Raw genomic sequence first — 19,337 nt, forward strand, 5'->3', positions numbered from 1 at the left:
GAACTACTATGAAAAATTTCATCCTTGTTTTTATATTATTGTTCTCGGTTCAGACATTTTTTAGTCATAATAAAAACGACGTGTCTCATTCTGACGAACTAAAACCCCGGGTAATAATCTTAACCGATATCTCTACTTGGGAAACAGACGATAGCGAGTCTTTGGTAAGGCTGTTTACCCACGCCGATCTCCTGGAAATTGAAGCTATAATTTATACAACAGGTTACAGTCTTGAAGAAACGAGAGATGATTTTTTCGAATTAATACAAGAGCGAATTGATGCCTACGAAAAAGATCTACCAAATCTTATGAAAAGGTCAAATCAATCAGGGTTTGTAGATAATGAAAATCAACAAAAAATAGGATACTGGCCCAGCGCTGAATATTTGCGTGAACGTAGCATGTTTGGAAGTGAAAAAAGAGGTATTGGCGAGATTGGCGAAAACAATGCTTCAGAAGGAAGCAATAAAATTATTGAACTGGCCAATGAAGATGATAACCGGCCCTTATGGGTTTTGCTTTGGGGCGGAGGTAACACCCTGGCCCAAGCTATATGGCAGGTTCAACAAGAGGGAACCCCCGAAGAATTAAAAACCTTTCTACATAAAATCCCGACTTATGCAATTACAGACCAGGATAGATCTTATAAAGAAGGAACTCCTTTTGATACAAGTTCACAACAGTGGATTCGAAGAGAATTTAGGGAAGATCTCATGTATCTTTGGGATGAATGTGCCTGGAAATTCCAGAACGCTACCGGAAAAGATAATTGGGATGAGTATGCAGAACATATTCAAGGGCATGGAAATCTGGGAGAGCTTTATCCAAAATATAAATTTGGCGTTGAAGGCGATACGCCGTCTTTTTTACATGTCTTACCTAATGGCTTAAACAATCCTTTAGCTCCTGGCCATATTGGTTGGGGAGGCTATTTTGAGTGGGGTTTAGGAACAGATGAAAGCACTTATGCCTATATAAATCACGAAGGAGAAGCTAAAGACATTTGTGAAAAATATGAAGATTATTTCTATCCGGCGACCTTTAATAATTTTATAGCCCGAATGGATTGGGCTAAAAAAGGTGAAGGTAATCGAAATCCGATTATAATCCTTAATGAGGATGAAGGCCTTGAACCTATACGTATTGAAGGAAAAGAAGGAGAATCTATTAAGCTAGATGCTTCGGAATCATATGATTTGGAAAATAATGAATTAAGCTTTAAATGGTTCATGCTGCCAGAAGCTTCAACCTATAAAAAAGATATCGCTATAAGCAATACCACTGGTTCCAAAATAACAATTAATATTCCTTCTGATTTGGGGGATAAAAGTATTCATATAATTTGTGAAGTAACAGATCATGGATCTCCGAAACTTACAAGTTATCGACGAATCATTATAAACCCAAAATAATCAATAGGTAAAAAAAGTAGTATATTAATCGGTGTAAACCCTATTAACCAAACGACGATGAGCAACCTCCCAAGACGAAAATTTTTACAACAAACAACTTTAGCTGCCGCAGGCTTAAGTTTATCGGGATCACTCCTGGCAAACCCAATTTCCATTTTTTCAGCCAATGACACTATTAATTTTGGAGTAATTGGTTGCAAAGGTATGGGATGGGCAAATATGCAGGCACATTTAAAATTACCTAATGTAAGTTGCGTAGCACTGGCAGATATTGACCAGCGTGTTTTAGATGAAAGATCGGCCCAGGTAAAAGAAATTAGTGGCAAATCGCCCAAACAGTATAAAGATTATCGCAAAATGTTGGAAAACAAAGATATTGACGCGGTAATTATAGGAACACCAGACCATTGGCATTGCTTAAACATGGTAGACGCCCTGCAGGCTGATAAACACGTATATGTAGAAAAACCTCTGGCTAATAGTATTGAGGAATGTAATGTAATGCTTAGCGCCGGTAAAAAATACAATAAGTTAGTACAGGTTGGGCAATGGCAACGTAGTGGTAAACACTACGATGATGCCATAAAATATGTGCAATCGGGCAAACTTGGCCAAATTCGTTTAGTGAAATGCTGGGCATACCAGGGCTGGATGAACCCGGTTCCGGTTAAACCTAACTCAACTCCTCCGGAAGGAGTAGATTATAAAATGTGGTTGGGCCCTGCACCAGAAAGGCCATTTAATGAAAATAGATTTCATTTTAATTTTAGATGGTTTTGGGATTATGCCGGTGGCTTAATGACAGATTGGGGCGTGCACGAAATTGATATCGCACTTTATGCCATGGGCGCAAAAGCACCAAAATCTATTTTAGCTTCTGGAGGAAAATTTGCTTATCCCGACGATGCTTCTGAAACCCCTGACACCCTCCAAACCGTTTACGAATTTGAAGATTTTAATCTCTTGTGGGAGCACGCTACCGGTATAGATAGCGGGAACTACGGAAGAACAGAAGGCATTGCTTTTATTGGCAATAACGGCACCCTGGTTGTTAACAGGGGCGGTTGGGAAGTTATTCCTGAAGGAGAGAATAAAAATGATGAGTGGGTGACCAAAACGGAAAAGATAGATTTAATTTCTCCAGAAGGAAATGCACTTGAAAATCACGCCAAAAACTTCGTATCGGCTATAAGGGCGAACGATAGATCAAAACTTACTTGCGGCATAGAAACCGGAAGTATTGCTGCAATTACCGCGCATATGGGAAATATAGCCTATAAAACCGGAAAAAAATTATACTGGAATTCAGACACCGAATCATTTAACGATACAGAGGCAGATGCAATGTTGAAAGCAAATTATCATAATGGCTGGAAATTGCCGCAAGTCTAAAAAGTTATTTTTCTTTAAGTTACCAACGAACCCCTTTTACATTCATCTCCAGGCTATAAATTGATTCTTGAGCAGTGATAAAAAGGGTTTGTTGATTTTTACCGCCAAAGGTCACATTGGCTGTCCAATCTTTATCGATTGGAATATGTTGAATTTTCTTCCCGGATTTATCGAAAATCGTCACTCCATTTCCGGTAAGGTAAATATTGCCCCCGCTGTCTATGGTCATCCCGTCTGATCCCAATTCCGTAAATAGTTTTTTATCCGAAAGGCTTCCATCCGGATTAATTTTATAGGAATAGGTTTTGTTGTCACCAATATCTGCGATATAGAGCTTTTTTCCATCAGGAGTCCCTATAATGCCGTTGGGTTTTACAAGATCTTCAACTCCAATACTTATTTCGCCTTGTAAATTTACATAATAAACACGTTCTTCTTCAATTTCCCTTTCGGTGCGCTCCCAGTAATCACGTTGATAATAAGGATCGGTAAAGTAAAACCCACCATCGGAAGCAATCCATAAATCATTTGGTCCGTTTAAGCGGTCTTCTTCATAAGAATCGATTAAAACCTCAACGTCTTTTTCAGGACTAATTTTCCATATTTCAGAATTTTCATCGGCAGCAGCTAAAAGGCTTCCATCGTAATCAAAATAAAGTCCGTTTGCCCGGCCCGCATCTTCCATAAATACCGAAATGGAACCATCGTTTGCAGACCACCTATGAATTCTATTGTTCGGCTGATCGGTAAAATATACATTCCCTTCAGCATCTGAAGCGGGACCTTCAGTAAACTCAAAATCGTTTGAAATAAGCTCAGGTTGACGCCCTTCTTTAATCAATTTCTTTTGAGAGTTACAGGAGATCAATCCTAATGCAAGAATTAAAAACAATAAAAGATTTAGTTTCATAGTATCCATAAAAAAGCCTTTCTCTAAAGATAAAGAAAGGCTTTCAGATTAATTTAATTTTAGACTACCATCTATGGTGAATATCCTGTTTTAGATATTCATCATAGATTTTATTCATTTCTTTAATTTTTTCGCTGCTTAGCTCTGTCCTGTCATAGATAGATAGGTTGGACAGCAATTGCTCTTCTTTTGAAGCCCCGGGAATGGTACAACTAACTTCCGGGAATTTTAAAATCCACTGTAAAGCTATTGGAGCTAAATTTTGAACTTCCGGGAACAACTTTTTAAGCTCTTCGACGGCTTTTAGACCGCGATCGAAGTCTATTCCTGAAAAGGTTTCTCCTTTATCGAAAGCTTCTCCATTTCGATTAAAATTCCGGTGATCTTCTTTATCAAAACTGGCATCTTTATCAAACTTTCCGGTTAACAATCCGCTGGCAAGGGGCACACGGGCTATAATCCCGATATCCTTCTTTTTTGCCTGCTGAAAGAAAAGCTCTGAAGGACGCTGCCTGAATAAATTAAATATAATTTGAACGGTTTCTACATTATCATATTCAATCGCTTTTAAAGCTTCTTCAACTTTTTCAACACTAACACCAAAATGCAATATTTTACCCTGATCTTTTAATTTCTGGAAGGTTTCAAAGATCTCGGGGCGATAATATACATCGGTGGGTGGACAGTGCAACTGGATTAAATCCAGCGCTTCAAAACCGGTTCTTTTAAGACTTTCTTCTACATAACCGGTAAGGGCTTCTGGCGTATAATTTTCTGCAGTATGCGGATTAATTTGTCTTCCACATTTGGTGGCCACATAAATACGCTCAGACCTGGAACGAACAACCCTACCTACAGCTGCTTCACTCAAGCCCGCTTCGTAGACATCTGCCGTGTCAATAAAATTAATTCCTTTGTCAATGGCGGTATTAATGGTTTTTTCAGCGGTTTTATCGCTAAAATCCGATCCCCATTTTCCACCTATTTGCCAGGTTCCGAGAGAAATTTCTGAAATCTCAAAACCTGTTTTTCCTAATTTCCTATAATTCATATACTTTCTTTCTTTCAATTTACAAAAACCTCATTACAAGATATAATCTGTACTTACAAAATTAGAGGTTTTTGAGTTTAATAATTTCTGTAAGATCTCATTATTGTAATCATTATCTTTTGAAGCCACAAAAGTTCTAATACTGAAAGATCGCAATGCATCATGAACACTTAAAGTACTTACCGCTGAATCCTTTCTTCCCGTAAATGGAAACACATCTGGCCCACGCTGGCACGAACTATTAAGATTAACGCGACATACCAAATTTACCAGTGTATCAATAAGCGGGGCGATTTCCTGAATATCCTTACCGAATAAACTTACCTGCTGGCCGTAGCTTGATTCGGCCATTTCATCTAAAATTTCCTGAATATCTGTAAAAGGTTTAATAGGAACTACAGGGCCAAATTGTTCTTCCTGGTAAACTCGCATTTTTTTGTTTACCGGAAAAAGAACTGCCGGATAGATATAATTCTCTGAAACTTCACCGCCTTTTTCATTTAAGATTTCAGCGCCTTTTTCTTTTGCATCATCAATGAGTTCTTTTATATAATCAGGCTTATCAGCTTCAGGCAAAGGAGTAAGCTTTACGCCTTCTTCCCATGGATTTCCAAATTTTAAAGCATCTACTTTTTTAGCAAAACGCTTATTAAATTCCTCCCTTACATCTTCGTGAACATAAATTATTTTGAGCGCCGTACACCGCTGCCCGTTAAAGGATAAAGAACCTGAAATACACTCTTCAATAGCCAGATCTAAATCGGCATCTGGTAAAATAATGGCCGGATTTTTAGCCTCTAAACCTAAAACCAAACGTAAGCGGTTTTTATATGGATGCTGATCCTGCAGAGCGATAGCCGATTTACTATTGCCAATAAGCGCTAACACATCAATTTTTCCTGCCGCCATTATAGGCGCTGCTACTTCCCTACCGCGACCATAAATCACATTTACCACGCCGGGCGGAAAGCTATTTTTAAATGCTTCCAGAAGTGGGGAAATTAATAAAACTCCATTTTTTGCAGGTTTAAAAATCACTGTGTTTCCCATGATAAGGGCCGGAATCAACAATGCAAAAGTTTCATTTAAAGGATAATTATATGGTCCCAGACATAAAACTACGCCAAGAGGCCCGCGGCGAATATGAGCGTGAATACCATCACGTTTAAAGAATTTAGCACTGTCACGGTCTAATTGCTTATAATCTTCAATAGTATCATTAATATATTCTACCGTCCGATCAAATTCTTTACGGGAATCTGGGAGCGATTTGCCAATTTCCCACATTAAATATTTTACAACCTCTTCCCGGTTGGTTTGCATTTCGGCTACAAAATTCTGCATACAGGAAATTCGTTCTGAAACTTTCATAGTAGGCCAGTCTCCCTGCCCTTTTGCATAAGCTTTACACGCAGAATCTAAAACTTCCAGAGCAGAATCTTTATCCATATGCGGGATAGTACCCAATAAAGTTGGTTTATAATTTTCGGTGGAAGAAATTGTGGAGTAAACCTCATCAGTCTGTCCATTCCAATTAATTAATTTTCCATTACTCAGGTATTGCTGTTGATGGAGCAAATTAGTAATCTGAAATTCCTGTGGTATTTTCATAATTTAAATTTAAAAAGCTGGTTCAATAAGAGTTAGTTTTAAAATATTTTCTGATTATTAAAAAAGCAACTATAACTGGGAAGAAAACTACAGTTTCATCCCGATTACAGTTGTTTTTGTTGATTCTTTTTCTTTGCCAGAAACGGTTAAGAAAAGGCTTTCAGGCATTTAAAATTACATAAAAAAACCCTCTGATCATTCTTGAGAATTGGATAAGAGGAATTTATCAACCTTTAACCAATGAAGAAATGCATCGAACCAGCGATTACTTGTACGGTCTGGATTTCCGAGTCCGAAACCGTGGCCTCCGTTTTGATAAAGGTGAAATTCAACAGGCTTGCCTGCTTTATGCCAGGACTCTATTAAACCGAATTCCCCGTGGAAAAGAAAATCATCGGCAGCAATAACATTAAACATAGGAGGAGCATTCTCCGGTACCTCTACTGCGTTCAAACCACCATAAATGGGAGCAATAAAAGCCAGATCCATGGTCTTAGAATTTAAAGTTGAATGCATCGTAAGCCCTGCACCGGCAGAAAAGCCCATCATACCAATATTGGTAGTATCCACACCCCATTCTTCAGCACGATCCACGATCATAGCATAAGCAGCCTCGGCATCTTCAAGTTGGTTAGACAAATTAGAGCGCGGACGTTCCGGGCGTGGTTCTGGTGCATCATCTGAAGATTCAGCTGGAGGAGTGGCTGGTCTTTCCATGGACGCCCTAAAATCATCCAGAGATTCAGGAGTTGGATGTAAGCGATATTTTAGTACAAAAGCGGTGATTCCCTGATCTGCAAGCGCTTCGGCAACTTCCCAGCCTTCATTACCTAAAGAAAGCCATCTAAAGCCGCCCCCAGGCGCTACAATTACTGTAGTACCGTTAGCTTTGTCCGGATTAGGCAGGAATGGAGTAAGTGTTGCTTTAGAAATATTTCTTGCCATAGGATCGCCCCACTGGCGAAACCAGGTTTCCGGGGCAGGCTGATCTTCAACATCACCCGTTTCTAACGGAATAGCATTAGGCTCTTCAGGAGTTTCGAGTGGGTAGATTGTCCCATCTTGCGCCATCACTGATGCAGTAAAGAAAAATAAAATCGACCAGATGGCGGACTTAGCTAAGTTAATTGGTGAATTAGACATAATAAATTGGTTTTAATGTTATTAATTCAAAAGATTTATAGTTTATGGTTTTTAAAGTTACACTTACCATCCAGTATTAATACATCCGGATCCTCCAATACTTCTACCTACTCAATCTGATCAGATTACTGTATCTATAGAATTGGTTTTTTATTTTAATTCATTAGTTATTTTAATTATTTTCCATTAAAAAATATCATCACACCTGCTACCAAAATCACCACCAAAATTGAAACTGCAATATCAACCCAGTTATAGCTGTTTTTGTTATTTTGTTTTTCTTCTTCAGAAATTGTCTGGAAAGTAAGATTATCAGTTTTAATTTTTGAAGGAATACTGGTTAAGAAACTTACCACGGTAATTAGCACTACACAGAAAAGGAAGAACCAGGCCGCAAAGGTTAAAAAGTTAATATCTCCAACCAGGAATAAGAATCCATCAGGATCTAAGGAATCTTTAAATAATTCCAGGATAATTCTTAGTGCACCTACAATAAAACCAACAACTAAAGTGATAAAAGCTCCGTGCGCGTTTATACGCTTATAGAAAATACCTAATAAGAATACTGCCGTAATTGGAGGGGCTATGTATGATTGTACTTTCTGCAGATATTCATATAAAACTCCCGAAATATTCGCCATAATAGGAATCCAAATAATACCGATGATCACAATAATTACCGTAGCTATTTGCCCGGTTCGCACCAATTTTTTCTCCGGGGTATTTGGTCTCAATTTTTTATAAATATCTACCGTAAATAACGTAGAACAGGAATTAAACACCGAGGCTAATGAACTCATTAACGCTGCCAGTAAACCGGCGGCTACAAGCCCCCGTAATCCCGAAGGCAATAAATTACTCATTAAAACCGGAAAGGCTTCATCTGGGCTGTCCCAGTGGAGTTCTCCACGCATTTTAAGGGTAAGTGCGATAATACCAGGAATTAAGAATAAAAATACTGGAAGCAATTTTAGTAAAGCACCAAAAATAGTTCCGCGTCTTCCTTCTTTAATATTTTTAGCCGTTAATGCACGTTGCACGATATACTGGTCGGTACACCAATACCAGATACCCACAATGGTACTGGTAATTAAAAGAGAAGGCCAGGGGAAATCTGGATCTGAAGCAGATCGCCACATATTAAGATATTCCGGGGAAACCGTTTCCTGCATACTGGCCCAGCCTCCTACTTCATCTAAACCGATAAAAGTAAGGGCGGCTGCACCAAGAACAAGAATAATGGCTTGCAGGGTTTCAGTATAAACAACTGCCCGCATTCCGCCTAAAACTGTATAAATACCGGTTAAAATTACTGTAGAAAGTGCACCGGTCCAGAAATTAATTCCGAGTAAGGCAGAAACTACAATCCCTCCCGCATAAATGGTTACCGAAATTTTTGTGAGTACATAGGCAATTATAGAAAATACAGATAAAACCCATCTTGACCTGGCGTCAAATCTTTTTTCTAGGAACTCAGGCATCGTAAAAACACCACTCCGGGCGTAAAATGGTAAAAATACCCAACCTAAAATAAGTACCACCCAGGCCTGGATTTCATAAATAAGCATAGGCAATTTATCTCCGGCACCGGCTCCAGCCAAACCAACTACGTGTTCTGATCCAATATTAGAAGCAAAAATTGATGCTCCAACTACAAACCAACCTACATTTCTACCGGCAAGAAAATAATCTTCGGTATTGGATTGTTTTTTTCGAATTACCCAAACAACAATTCCCGCTAAAATTAGAAAGTAACCGGCAATCGCAACCCAATCAAAAGTATCTAATGCTTTCATAAACTTATTTCACTGAAAATTTAAAACTTGTTTTTGAAGAATATGTTTCCCCTGGCTCCAACACTACTGAAGGAAAACCTTCCTGATTTGGAGAATCTGGGTAATGTTGGGTTTCAAGGCAAAATCCACTTCTGTGACCATAATTGCCCTCCCCATTTGGTTGTGGAAGTGTTCCGTCAAGAAAATTACCGGAATATAACTGAATACCGGGTTCGTTCGTATGTACCTCCAGCATTCTTCCACTTTCTTCGTGATAAGCTGAAGCAGCAAATCGCATTCCGCTATCCTGATCGTTTAGCACCCAGCAATGATCGTAACCCTGTCCACGCTCCAGTTGCTCGTTTTTTTCTTCTATATGCTGTTCAATAGTTTTCGCTTTGCGGAAATCAAAAGGAGTACCGGCCACATCTCTTAATTCACCAGTAGGAATAAGCGTTTTCTTTACCGGTAAAAATTCATCGGCATTTATTTCCACTTTATGATCTAAAATAGTTTCAGAGAAATCTCCCGAAAGATTAAAATAAGCGTGCTGGGTTAAATTTATCACCGTTGGTTTATCGGTTGTAGCTTTATAATCAACATCAAGAGCATTATCATCGGTAAGGGTATAAGTAACCGTAGTTTCTAATGTCCCGGGATAACCTTCTTCCATATCTTCGCTGGTATAGGTTAACTCCAGGGTATTTCCTGTTGCCTTTCCAACAGTCCAAATTACTTTATCAAAGCCTTTTTCGCCGCCGTGCAAATGATTTTCGCCATCATTTTGGGCCAAGGTATATTCTTCACCATCTAAAGTGAATTTTCCATTAGCGATACGGTTTCCAAAACGGCCTATCAAAGCACCAAAAAACGGATTGTCCTTAGTGTATTGTTCCAGGGAATCAAACCCCAGTACCACATTTTCAAATTCATCGTTTTTATCGGGAGCTTTTAAAGAAGTAATTCTACCACCATAAGTAATTATTTTTACTTCCATTCCATTTTTGTTGATGAGCGTATATTGCGCTACTTTCTCTCCATCTGCCGTGGTACCGTAGTCTTCTTTTTGCATTTCTGTTTTTGGGCTTTGTTCGGTATTCATTTCATTTTCTTTGGTTTCAGCTTCCCTGTCTCCATTTTTACACTGAATAAAAAACAAGGACAGAATGACTATCCCGAAGCCGAAAAGATTATTTTTTGAAATATTCATAATTAGATGCGTTAGGTTAGCAATTACATTCCGTGTTGAAACATATGGTAATATGCCTCGTTGGCATTTATTTTATCCTTGAACTCTCTTATACTGGTTTTTTCGTCTATAACCAGTAATTCAATCCCGGCGATATCAGCAAAATCTTCCAAAAATTCGGTAGTCAATGCCTGGGTGTATACCGTATGATGTGCTCCCCCGGCTAAGATCCAGGAGGTAGCTGCAATTTCGAGGTTTGGTTTGGCATCCCACAAGACGCGTGCTACCGGCAAATTTGGCAAATCAGCTTCCGGGGCTACTGCTTCTACTTCATTTACAATTAACCTGAACCTATTGCCCATATCTATTAAAGAGGCATTTAAAGCCTCGCCCTTTGGCGCGTTGAAAACTAATCTCACAGGGTCTTCTTTTCCACCTATTCCTAATGGGTGAACCTCACAGGTTGGTTTAGCATCTGCAATTGAAGGACAAATTTCCAGCATATGCGAACCTAAAACATAAGATTTTTGTGGGGTGAAATGGTAAGTGTAATCTTCCATAAAAGAAGTTCCTTCTTCCAATCCTACAGCCATAACTTTCATCGCACGTAGTAAGGCTGCGGTTTTCCAATCGCCTTCTGCACCAAAACCATAGCCATCGGCCATTAATCTTTGTACGGCAATACCCGGTAATTGTTTTAGCTTGCCAAGGTTTTCAAAAGTGTCGGTAAAAGCTTTAAAACTACCTTCATCTAAAAATGAGCGCAATCCTAATTCAATTTTCGCGGCATCAACCAAGGAATCTCTTTGCGATCCACCTTCTTTTAGATCATCGCTTAGATTGTAATCGCTTTCATATTTTTTAAGTAAATCATTTATCTTTTCCTCGGAAATCTTATCGATATGTGCTACAATCTCTGAAGAATCATAACCGTTTATGGCCATTCCAAATTTCATTTCGGCAGCAACTTTATCGCCTTCAGTAACCGCAACATTACGCATATTATCGCCAATACGGGCAACTTTAAGATGTTGGAGCTCGTCCCATCCTAAAACCACACGGGACCAAATTCCTAGTTTTTTCTGAACACGATCGGTTTTCCAGTGTCCTACAATAACCTTACGTTTTTTACGCATACGGCTCATCATAAAACCAAATTCCCTATCGCCGTGCGCCGACTGGTGGAGATTCATATAATCCATATCAATTTTCCCCCATGGAATTTCGGCATTAAATTGCGTATGTAAATGGCAAAGTGGCTTTTTAAGTAAGCTTAGTCCTTTTATCCACATTTTAGCGGGAGAGAAAGTATGCATCCAGGCAACAATTCCAATACAGTTTTTATTAGAGTTAGCTTCCTGACAGATATCTGTGATCTCATCGGCCGTTTTCACGGTATCTTTCCAAACTATTTTTAGCGGAAGATGCTTTGATTCGTTAAGTCCGTTTACAATTGCTTTTGAATCTGCTGCAACCTGGTTTAAGGTTTCATCTCCGTATAAATGCTGGCTACCCGTGACGAACCAGATTTCTTTTGCTTCTATATTTATCATTTGAATTCAGAATTATTTAGATTTTCAAAAAACCCCACAGGTTTTTAAAGCCTGTGAGGTGATTATTGGGATAGATATTAATTTTGACCGTAATAGGCATTTTTGCCATGCTTACGCTCGTAATGTTTTTTAATTAGGGAATCCTTCATTCTTGGTGCTTCCGGATTAATTTGTTTGGTAAGTAGTGCCATTTTTGCCACTTCTTCCAATACCTTGCTGTTGTAAACCGCCTTCGCCGCATCTTTTCCCCAGGTAAAGGGTCCGTGATTTCCAATTAACACCATAGGTACTTCCTCGTAAGAAAGGTTTTTATCCTTAAAACAATCCAGGATCTGGATCCCGGTGTTGTGCTCATAATTTCCTTCTATAAGTTCATCGCGCATTGGTGGTGCGCAGGGAATATCGGCGGCAAGGTGATCGGCGTGGGTGGTTCCAAAAATCGGGATGTCTAATTGCGACTGTGCCCAGGCTACCGAATAAGTGGCGTGCGTATGTGCAATTCCACCGATATTTTCCCAGTTTTTATAAAGAAAAGCATGGGTTTTAGTATCTGAAGATGGTCGCATTTCCCCTTCAATCACATTGTTTTCAAAATCCAGGATTACAATGTCTTCAGGCTTTAAAGTCTCGTATGGCACACCACTAGGTTTAATGGCAAAAACCTTTTTTTTACGATCTACGGCACTTACGTTTCCAAAGGTGTAAATCACCAGGTTTAAGGCATCCAGTTCCATATTGGCCTCATAACATTCCTGCTTTAATGCTTTATAATTAGAGCTCATTTACGGTAGATTTTCGGTTAATATTATTTTCTACAAAGGCGCCCAATTCTTTATATTCTTCCATCAAGCCGGCGTAAGTTTCCAAAGCTTCGGGTTCAGGGTGATATTCGGCTTCAAAATCGCTACCCAGTTTTTTACTGGCTTCGATTACATTTGGGTAAAGTCCCGCGGCAACTGCTGCATAAACTGCTGCACCAAGTGCGGGAGCTTCATCTGAGGAAGCAACTTTTATGGGCATATTAAGTACGTTGGCGAGGGTTTGCATAATAAAAGGTGATTTACGGGCCACCCCACCAATACCAATTACGCTATTTATTTTCACGCCTTCTTCTTCAAAACGATCTACAATTTGTTTGGAACCAAAGCAAATGGCATTAATAAGTGCTTTAAAAATATGTGGTGCTTTTGATCCTAGTGAAAGTTTGGTAATCGCACTTTTTAATTCCTGGTTGGCATCCGGAGTTCTTCGACCGTTAATCCAGTCTAAGGCAATAGGAATACTTTCTGAAAGTGGAATTGCTTCAGCTGCTTCAGAAAGTTTTTTAATAAAATCTTTATCAATTTCATCTCTAAGCTTTGCTTTTTGTTCTTCGGAAATAATATCAGATTTGAAAACCAAATTCTCTAACGGCCAGTTCAGCACATCTTTAAACCAGGCCAACACATCGCCGAAAGCCGATTGCCCAGCTTCAAGGCCAATCATTTTTGGGATTACCGATCCATCTACCTGTCCACAAATACCCTTCACGGTTTTATCGCCAACATTTTCCTGCTCTGAAACTATAATATCACAGGTAGAAGTCCCCATTACCCGAACCAAAGTATGCTTATCGATTTTTGCACCCACCGCGCCGGAATGCGCATCAAAAGTACCAACCGCGATCACGCAATCGGTAGAAAGACCAAGTTTTTCAGCCCAATCTTTACTCAAGTTTCCCGCAACTTCATCTGAGGTATACGTTTCAGTATATAACCTGTCACGCAGTTCGCCTAAATATGGATCCAGCTGATTTAAAAATTCTTTAGAAGGTAATCCTCCCCAGCTCTCGTGCCACATCGCTTTATGCCCGGCAGCGCAACGACTGCGTTTAAAAGAGGATAAATCCTGATTATCAATGAGCATAAATGTCATTAAATCACAATGTTCCATCCAGGAATATGCAGCCTTTTTGACTGCTTCATCCTCACGAATAATATGGGCGATTTTTGCCCAAAACCATTCGGAAGAATAAATTCCGCCTTCATATTTGGTATAATCTTCTCCACCCCATTTTCTCGCCAATTCATTGATCTCGTTCGCTTCATCAATAGCGGTGTGGTCCTTCCAAAGCACCATCATTGCGTTTGGATTTTCCTTAAAACTTTCTTCAAAAGCTAGCGGAGTCCCTTCTTTAGTAACCGCAATTGGTGAGGAGCCGGTGGTGTCTATACAAACACCTTTTACAGCTGAACCATCAATGTTACTTTTAGCTAAAACGCCTTTAATGGTTTTTTCCAAACCTTCAATGTGATCTGCCGGATGTTGTCGAAATTGATTAGTTGCCGCATTACAGTATTTTCCTTCTTTCCATCTTGGATAATAGTAGGTATCGGTGGCTAGTTCCTCTCCACTCCCGGTATCCACAAGCACTGCTCTTACCGAGTCGGTTCCGTAATCCAGACCTATAACGTAGTTCTTCATTTTAATTGAATCAAATATTTCTATTCTTTTAATAATCTTATATCATATATGCCTGCTGTTCTGGAACCGGGTTTGGCTTCAAAACGTATGGTGATTTTACCATTGTCATTGTATTCTAAACCTTCCGGTAGATTATATTCTTTAAAGAAAAACCGTTCGCCTTCTATTCCCTGAAAATTTTCTTTGGCAAGGACTTCCCCATTAATATAAATGCTGAATTCCCGATCGGAATCTTTTCCGTAGTAAGTAATTTGAAGCTTGCTGCCGTTTTGTTCGCTGTCTCCCAGCTCATAACTAAACCATCCTGAAGCATCACGCCAATGACGATTTTGATGAACGCCGGTATTAGAGTTCTCACTTTGAATAAAATGATCTGATTCAGGTTGTTGTTCGCCTGGAACTACCCTATCTATGGTTCTTGATTCCAGTTTGCGCTCAGCGATTTCCGATGCTTTTAATTCTTCTTGCTTTCTCTCGTAGCTTTCCTTTGTTTCCATCGGCAGATAAATTGCATACCTTGATTCGTGAATATCATAAAAAGGAATGAACACCAGTTCCCTATATTTTTCAGGATAAATTCCTTCGGTTACAGAAAAGCTTAGATTGTTACCTGGTTTCTTTTTGACTTTGTGGACCAAATCTTCCGTGTTTTCAGCTAAAATTACGGGCATTTCAGAAATGGGAATTTGGGTACCTTCCGCAATATGTCCTCCACGACTGTCATCTGCAAAAACTCCTTTTTGATTCTCTTCTCCGGTCTTTGTTCCTAAAACAATAGGACCATATTTTAAAGCCGCGTAGTCTGATCCATCTGGTAGTTTTTCAGCAGTTATCCTCATAGGTAATTCCACTTTTATTCTATCTCTATTTTTCCAGGTGCGGTTAATTTTTATATAAGAGCCCGGTTCCTGATTCACTGTAAACGGCTTTTTATTGATATAAATTTTAAATTCATCTTTTTTCACCCAGGAAGGAAACCTGATATTCAAACTGAATTTTTGTGGCTCTTTAGTTTCTATTTTAAAAGAGGTTGTTTCTTCTTCCGGGAAAACAGTTTTCTGATGAAATACTATTCCTTTTTCCTTCCAGTTTAAAGTCGAAGGGATAAATAGATTTACAAACAATTCATTTTCGGAATGCGTATAAATAAACTGGTTATACTTCCCGTGATTCTCAATTCCGGAACCTACGCAGCACCAAAAGCTGGTTTGTGGCTGGGAATAAACCCTGTAATGCCCGGGACGCATTGGCGTAAAATACACAAAACCTCCTTTTTCTGGGTGTTGAGAAGAAAGGATATGATTGTATAAAGCCCCTTCATAATAATCTATATATTTTTCATCGGGATTGGCGAGAAACAATTTTTCGCTCAACTTTAGCATATTATAGGTGTTGCAGGTTTCCGGTCCCTGCACGCTGGAAATCATTTCAGAAAAATCATCCGTAGGATGAAAATGCTCCCTCACACTATTACCACCTATGGCTACCGAGCGTTTATTGACAACATTATCCCAGAAATAAGTCGCGACAGTGTGATAATCTTCATTGTCATCCAAACCCGCAATTGTTTCAAAACCGATTACTTTAGGAATCTGCGTATTGGCGTGCATTCCATTCAGGATATCATTATTGGAAGCTAATGGATTTAGTAATTTCTCATGTGAAAATTTATAAGCCAATTCCAGATATTTCCCCTCCCCAGTTATTCTCGCCACATCGGCAAAAACTTCATTTAACCCCCCGTGTTCAGAAATCAATAGTTCCTGAATTTGTTCTTCTGAAAGTCCGTCAGTAACCTCAAGCATCCAATCAGAAAGTTTGATCAACATTTCTTTGGCCTGAAGTTTTCCAGAAATTTCATAGGCGTCCCGAAGCCCCGCATAAGTTTTATGAATGTTGTATAAAGGCACCCATTTTCCATTCAAGCTAAAGCTGGCTGCATCGATATTACCTTTGGCAATTTCGTCCCATAACGCTTTACTTCCGGGAACTCCACCGATATAGCCATTGCCATTTGCCTGCTGAACTCTTTCTAATTCATTTAAACTATAATTTAGCAGGGAATCTGCTTTTTCACTTCCTGCTGAAGCTTGCATCTGTGCAAGCGCGGTAAGATAGTGACCGCCAATATGACCATCCAGCCCTGAGTTTTCCCAATTAGTATAACTATTTGCTTTTGGATTTAATCCGGCTTCGCGTAAAAATGGTGCTAAAAGTTTATCGGGATTTAATTCTAAAATATAATCTAAATCGACCAACATGGCATTGCGAAACGGCCCTTGCTCTAAGCTGACATCTTCAAGCTGGAAAGTTTCCAATTTGGCCTGCTGGCCAAACATTAACGTTGTGACCAGGCAAACCAATAAGCTTAAAAGATTTATTTTAAAATCAACAAAGAATAATTTCATATTGAATTATTTAGACGATAGTACAACTACAGAGAATGGTGGCAAACTAACTTCTAATTTGCCATTTCTCAACTTAAAATCTTTAAATTCAGTAATATTAATTTTATCCGGATTATCAAAAGTGTTGTGGTCCTGTATTTTTCCTGATTTAAGGATTTCTCCTTCTATATTATTTACATCAAGCCCTTCTAAATCAATTTCAACTTTATGTTCTGCACTGGCATCTATGTTAACCAAAGAAATATTGGTATTTCCGGCTTCATTCTTTGAAGCTGAAACAGAAATTGCAGGTAAAGATCCTCCTTCAAAAGTATACTCAGGAGAATCAAAATTAACCGGTAGCAACTGTGCATCGTGGTGTACGGTGTACATTTTAAATACGTGATAGGTTGGAGTAAGAATCATTTTCTCACCATCGGTAAGCGCCACTGCCTGTAATACATTTACGGTTTGCGCTAAGTTCGCCATTTTGACCCTTTCACTATGATTATTAAAAATATTAAGTGTAGCCCCGGCGATCATAGCATCTCTCATAGTATTTTGTTGGTATAAAAAGCCAGGATTGGTACCTTCTTCAACGTCGTACCAACCTCCCCATTCATCTACAACAAGATCTATGGTATTGTCTGGATCATATTTATCCATCACTTCGGAATGTTTTTCCACGAACTTTTCCATTTTGAGAGCTTCTTCCATACTTCTGAAATAGATCTCTTCGTCATATCCTGTCGCAGAACCCTTATTTTCCCAATCTATCACTGCATAATGGTGTAAGCCTACTGCTTCAATTAAAGATTTCGGAACATCACGCATTAAAACTTCGGTCCAGTGGTAATCGTCTCCCGAAGCTCCGGCAGCAATTCTGTAAAGGTCGTTTTCATTTTCCCAACTGGTCATAAATGTAGAATACTGCTTATAAATATTGGCATAATATTCTGCAGTCATATTACCTCCGCAACCCCACATTTCATTACCAATTCCCCAATATTTTACATTCCAGGGTTCTTCTCTTCCATTTTCTTTCCTCAATTTAGCCATAGGACTTCCTTCAGCGTGGTTTGTATATTGTAACCAATCTGTAAAATCCTCTACAGTTCCACTACCTACATTTCCCGAAATAAACGGTTCAGCTCCCAGTTCTTCGCAAAGATTTAAAAAGTTATGAGTACCAAAGCTATTATCCTCGGTTATCCCGCCCCACCAGGCGTTAACCATCGTGGGCCTGTCCACTTGTGGACCTATACCATCTTTCCATTGGTAGGTATCTGCAAAACAGCCGCCAGGCCATCTTAAATTTGGAATTTTTATTTCTTTTAAAGCTTCGATAATATCTATTCTTACACCGTCCTTATTTGGTATGGAACTGGTATCTCCCACATAAAAACCATCATAAATAGACCTTCCCAGATGTTCAGCAAAATGGCCATAGATATGTTTGCTAATTTTCGGAGCATCTTCAGAAGCCTCAAATGAAATTTTTGTGTCCTGTCCATTTACGCTAAAAGCGAAGCCCAGCATAAGAGCAAGTAAAATTTTAACTTTCATATTATTATTGATTACAGTGAATTAAACATCTTTAAGACCCTTAAGTGTTAATTATACATTTCCAAATATAAATAAAAGTTAATCTCAAAAACAATTTTTCTTTAACAAATTTTTAATTTTGTAAGTTGAGAAATTAAATTCAATATTAGCATGGCCGCATTTCGGTTTTAAATTTCAGTTAAAATATGGTTCAGAAATACCAATTAGAAGACAAAGTTCTTCTGGCAGTAGATTGTATAATATTTGGTTTTGATGAGGAAGATTTAAAAATTCTTCTCATTAAAAGAAATTTTGAACCTGAAAAAGGAAAATGGTCTTTAATGGGAGGTTTTCTTAAAAGACACGAAAACCTTAATATGGCTGCAAACCGCATCCTTTACCAACTCACGGGAATTGAACAAATTTATATGGAGCAGCTATATGCTTTTAGTGAAGTTGACAGGGATCCTGCAGAAAGAACTATATCGGTAGCATATTATGCCTTGATTAATATTAAAGAACACGATAAAACTTTAAGCGATAAACACTCTGCGAAATGGCATAGCGTCACCGAATTGCCCGATCTGATTTTTGACCATCCCGAAATGATTATTAAAGCAATGAAACGGCTTAGGCGCAGGGTATCTTCAAAACCCATTGGTTTTGAACTTCTTCCCGAAAAATTTACAATGCGCCAGCTTCAAAAACTTTATGAATCTATTCTTGGAGAAAAGCTGGACAAGCGGAATTTTATCAATAAAATAAACGCCCTGGATATTTTAATCAAGCTGGAGGAAAAGGATATGAACTCATCCCGGAAGGGTTCTTTTCTTTATCAGTTTGATGCAGAAAAATATCAACAAAAAGTGGAAGAAGGCTTTTCTTTCAAATTATAAGACCTTTAAA

At 38.8% G+C, this 19,337-nt stretch carries 14 protein-coding genes; 3 read left to right on the top strand and 11 right to left on the bottom strand.

All coding sequences use genetic code 11. From position 1 onward, the window contains the following. Positions 1-8 precede the first annotated feature (8 nt). Positions 9-1,412: a DUF1593 domain-containing protein gene (locus LB465_RS12845; RefSeq protein ID WP_224470271.1), complete on the top strand. Its 1,404-nt coding sequence runs from the start codon at positions 9-11 to the stop codon at positions 1,410-1,412. Positions 1,413-1,469: 57 nt separating this feature from the next. Then, a complete protein-coding gene (locus tag LB465_RS12850) occupies positions 1,470-2,804 on the top strand; it encodes a Gfo/Idh/MocA family protein (RefSeq protein ID WP_224470272.1) in 1,335 nt (444 codons plus the stop codon). 19 nt (positions 2,805-2,823) lie between these two features. Here LB465_RS12850 and LB465_RS12855 read toward each other — a convergent pair whose 3' ends face one another. From LB465_RS12855 to LB465_RS12905, 11 genes are all read right to left on the bottom strand, one after another. Further along, positions 2,824-3,714, bottom strand: coding sequence for an SMP-30/gluconolactonase/LRE family protein (locus tag LB465_RS12855; protein ID WP_224470273.1), 891 nt, complete (start codon positions 3,712-3,714; stop codon positions 2,824-2,826). Between the two features lie 64 nt (positions 3,715-3,778). After that, positions 3,779-4,765 carry an aldo/keto reductase gene (locus LB465_RS12860; protein WP_224470274.1) on the bottom strand — a complete coding sequence of 329 codons (987 nt, stop codon included), beginning with the start codon at positions 4,763-4,765 and terminating at the stop codon, positions 3,779-3,781. Positions 4,766-4,798: 33 nt separating this feature from the next. Continuing rightward, positions 4,799-6,376, bottom strand: coding sequence for an NADP-dependent glyceraldehyde-3-phosphate dehydrogenase (locus tag LB465_RS12865; RefSeq protein ID WP_224470275.1), 1,578 nt, complete (start codon positions 6,374-6,376; stop codon positions 4,799-4,801). A 195-nt stretch (positions 6,377-6,571) separates the two neighbouring features. After that, complete coding sequence (locus LB465_RS12870; protein WP_224470276.1) at positions 6,572-7,519, bottom strand: alpha/beta hydrolase; 948 nt, start codon at positions 7,517-7,519, stop codon at positions 6,572-6,574. A 176-nt stretch (positions 7,520-7,695) separates the two neighbouring features. Continuing rightward, positions 7,696-9,315, bottom strand: a complete 1,620-nt coding sequence (locus LB465_RS12875; RefSeq protein WP_224470277.1) for a sodium:solute symporter — start codon at positions 9,313-9,315, stop codon at positions 7,696-7,698. 4 nt (positions 9,316-9,319) lie between these two features. Then, positions 9,320-10,504 carry an aldose epimerase family protein gene (locus tag LB465_RS12880; RefSeq protein WP_224470278.1) on the bottom strand — a complete coding sequence of 395 codons (1,185 nt, stop codon included), beginning with the start codon at positions 10,502-10,504 and terminating at the stop codon, positions 9,320-9,322. Between the two features lie 23 nt (positions 10,505-10,527). Then, positions 10,528-12,036 carry an L-arabinose isomerase gene (gene araA / locus LB465_RS12885; RefSeq protein ID WP_224470279.1) on the bottom strand — a complete coding sequence of 503 codons (1,509 nt, stop codon included), beginning with the start codon at positions 12,034-12,036 and terminating at the stop codon, positions 10,528-10,530. A gap of 77 nt (positions 12,037-12,113) precedes the next feature. Beyond that, the gene (locus tag LB465_RS12890) at positions 12,114-12,818 is read right to left on the bottom strand and encodes an L-ribulose-5-phosphate 4-epimerase (RefSeq protein WP_224470280.1); all 705 of its coding nucleotides are present in this window, start codon (positions 12,816-12,818) and stop codon (positions 12,114-12,116) included. Next, entirely contained in the window at positions 12,808-14,499 is a 1,692-nt protein-coding gene (locus tag LB465_RS12895) for a ribulokinase (protein WP_224470281.1), read from the bottom strand. Before LB465_RS12895 ends, LB465_RS12890 begins: the two co-directional genes overlap by 11 nt. Before the next feature lie 20 nt (positions 14,500-14,519). Next, a complete protein-coding gene (locus tag LB465_RS12900) occupies positions 14,520-16,907 on the bottom strand; it encodes a glycoside hydrolase family 127 protein (RefSeq protein WP_224470282.1) in 2,388 nt (795 codons plus the stop codon). 6 nt (positions 16,908-16,913) lie between these two features. Continuing rightward, a complete protein-coding gene (locus tag LB465_RS12905; RefSeq protein ID WP_224470283.1) occupies positions 16,914-18,452 on the bottom strand; it encodes an alpha-N-arabinofuranosidase in 1,539 nt (512 codons plus the stop codon). 185 nt (positions 18,453-18,637) lie between these two features. On the opposite strand from LB465_RS12905, the gene LB465_RS12910 reads away from it, so the two are divergent. Beyond that, positions 18,638-19,327: an NUDIX hydrolase gene (locus LB465_RS12910; protein ID WP_224470284.1), complete on the top strand. Its 690-nt coding sequence runs from the start codon at positions 18,638-18,640 to the stop codon at positions 19,325-19,327. The last annotated feature ends 10 nt before the right edge of the window (positions 19,328-19,337 follow it).

The sequence above is a fragment of the Salegentibacter lacus genome (assembly GCF_020164555.1).
Classification (GTDB): domain Bacteria; phylum Bacteroidota; class Bacteroidia; order Flavobacteriales; family Flavobacteriaceae; genus Salegentibacter; species Salegentibacter lacus.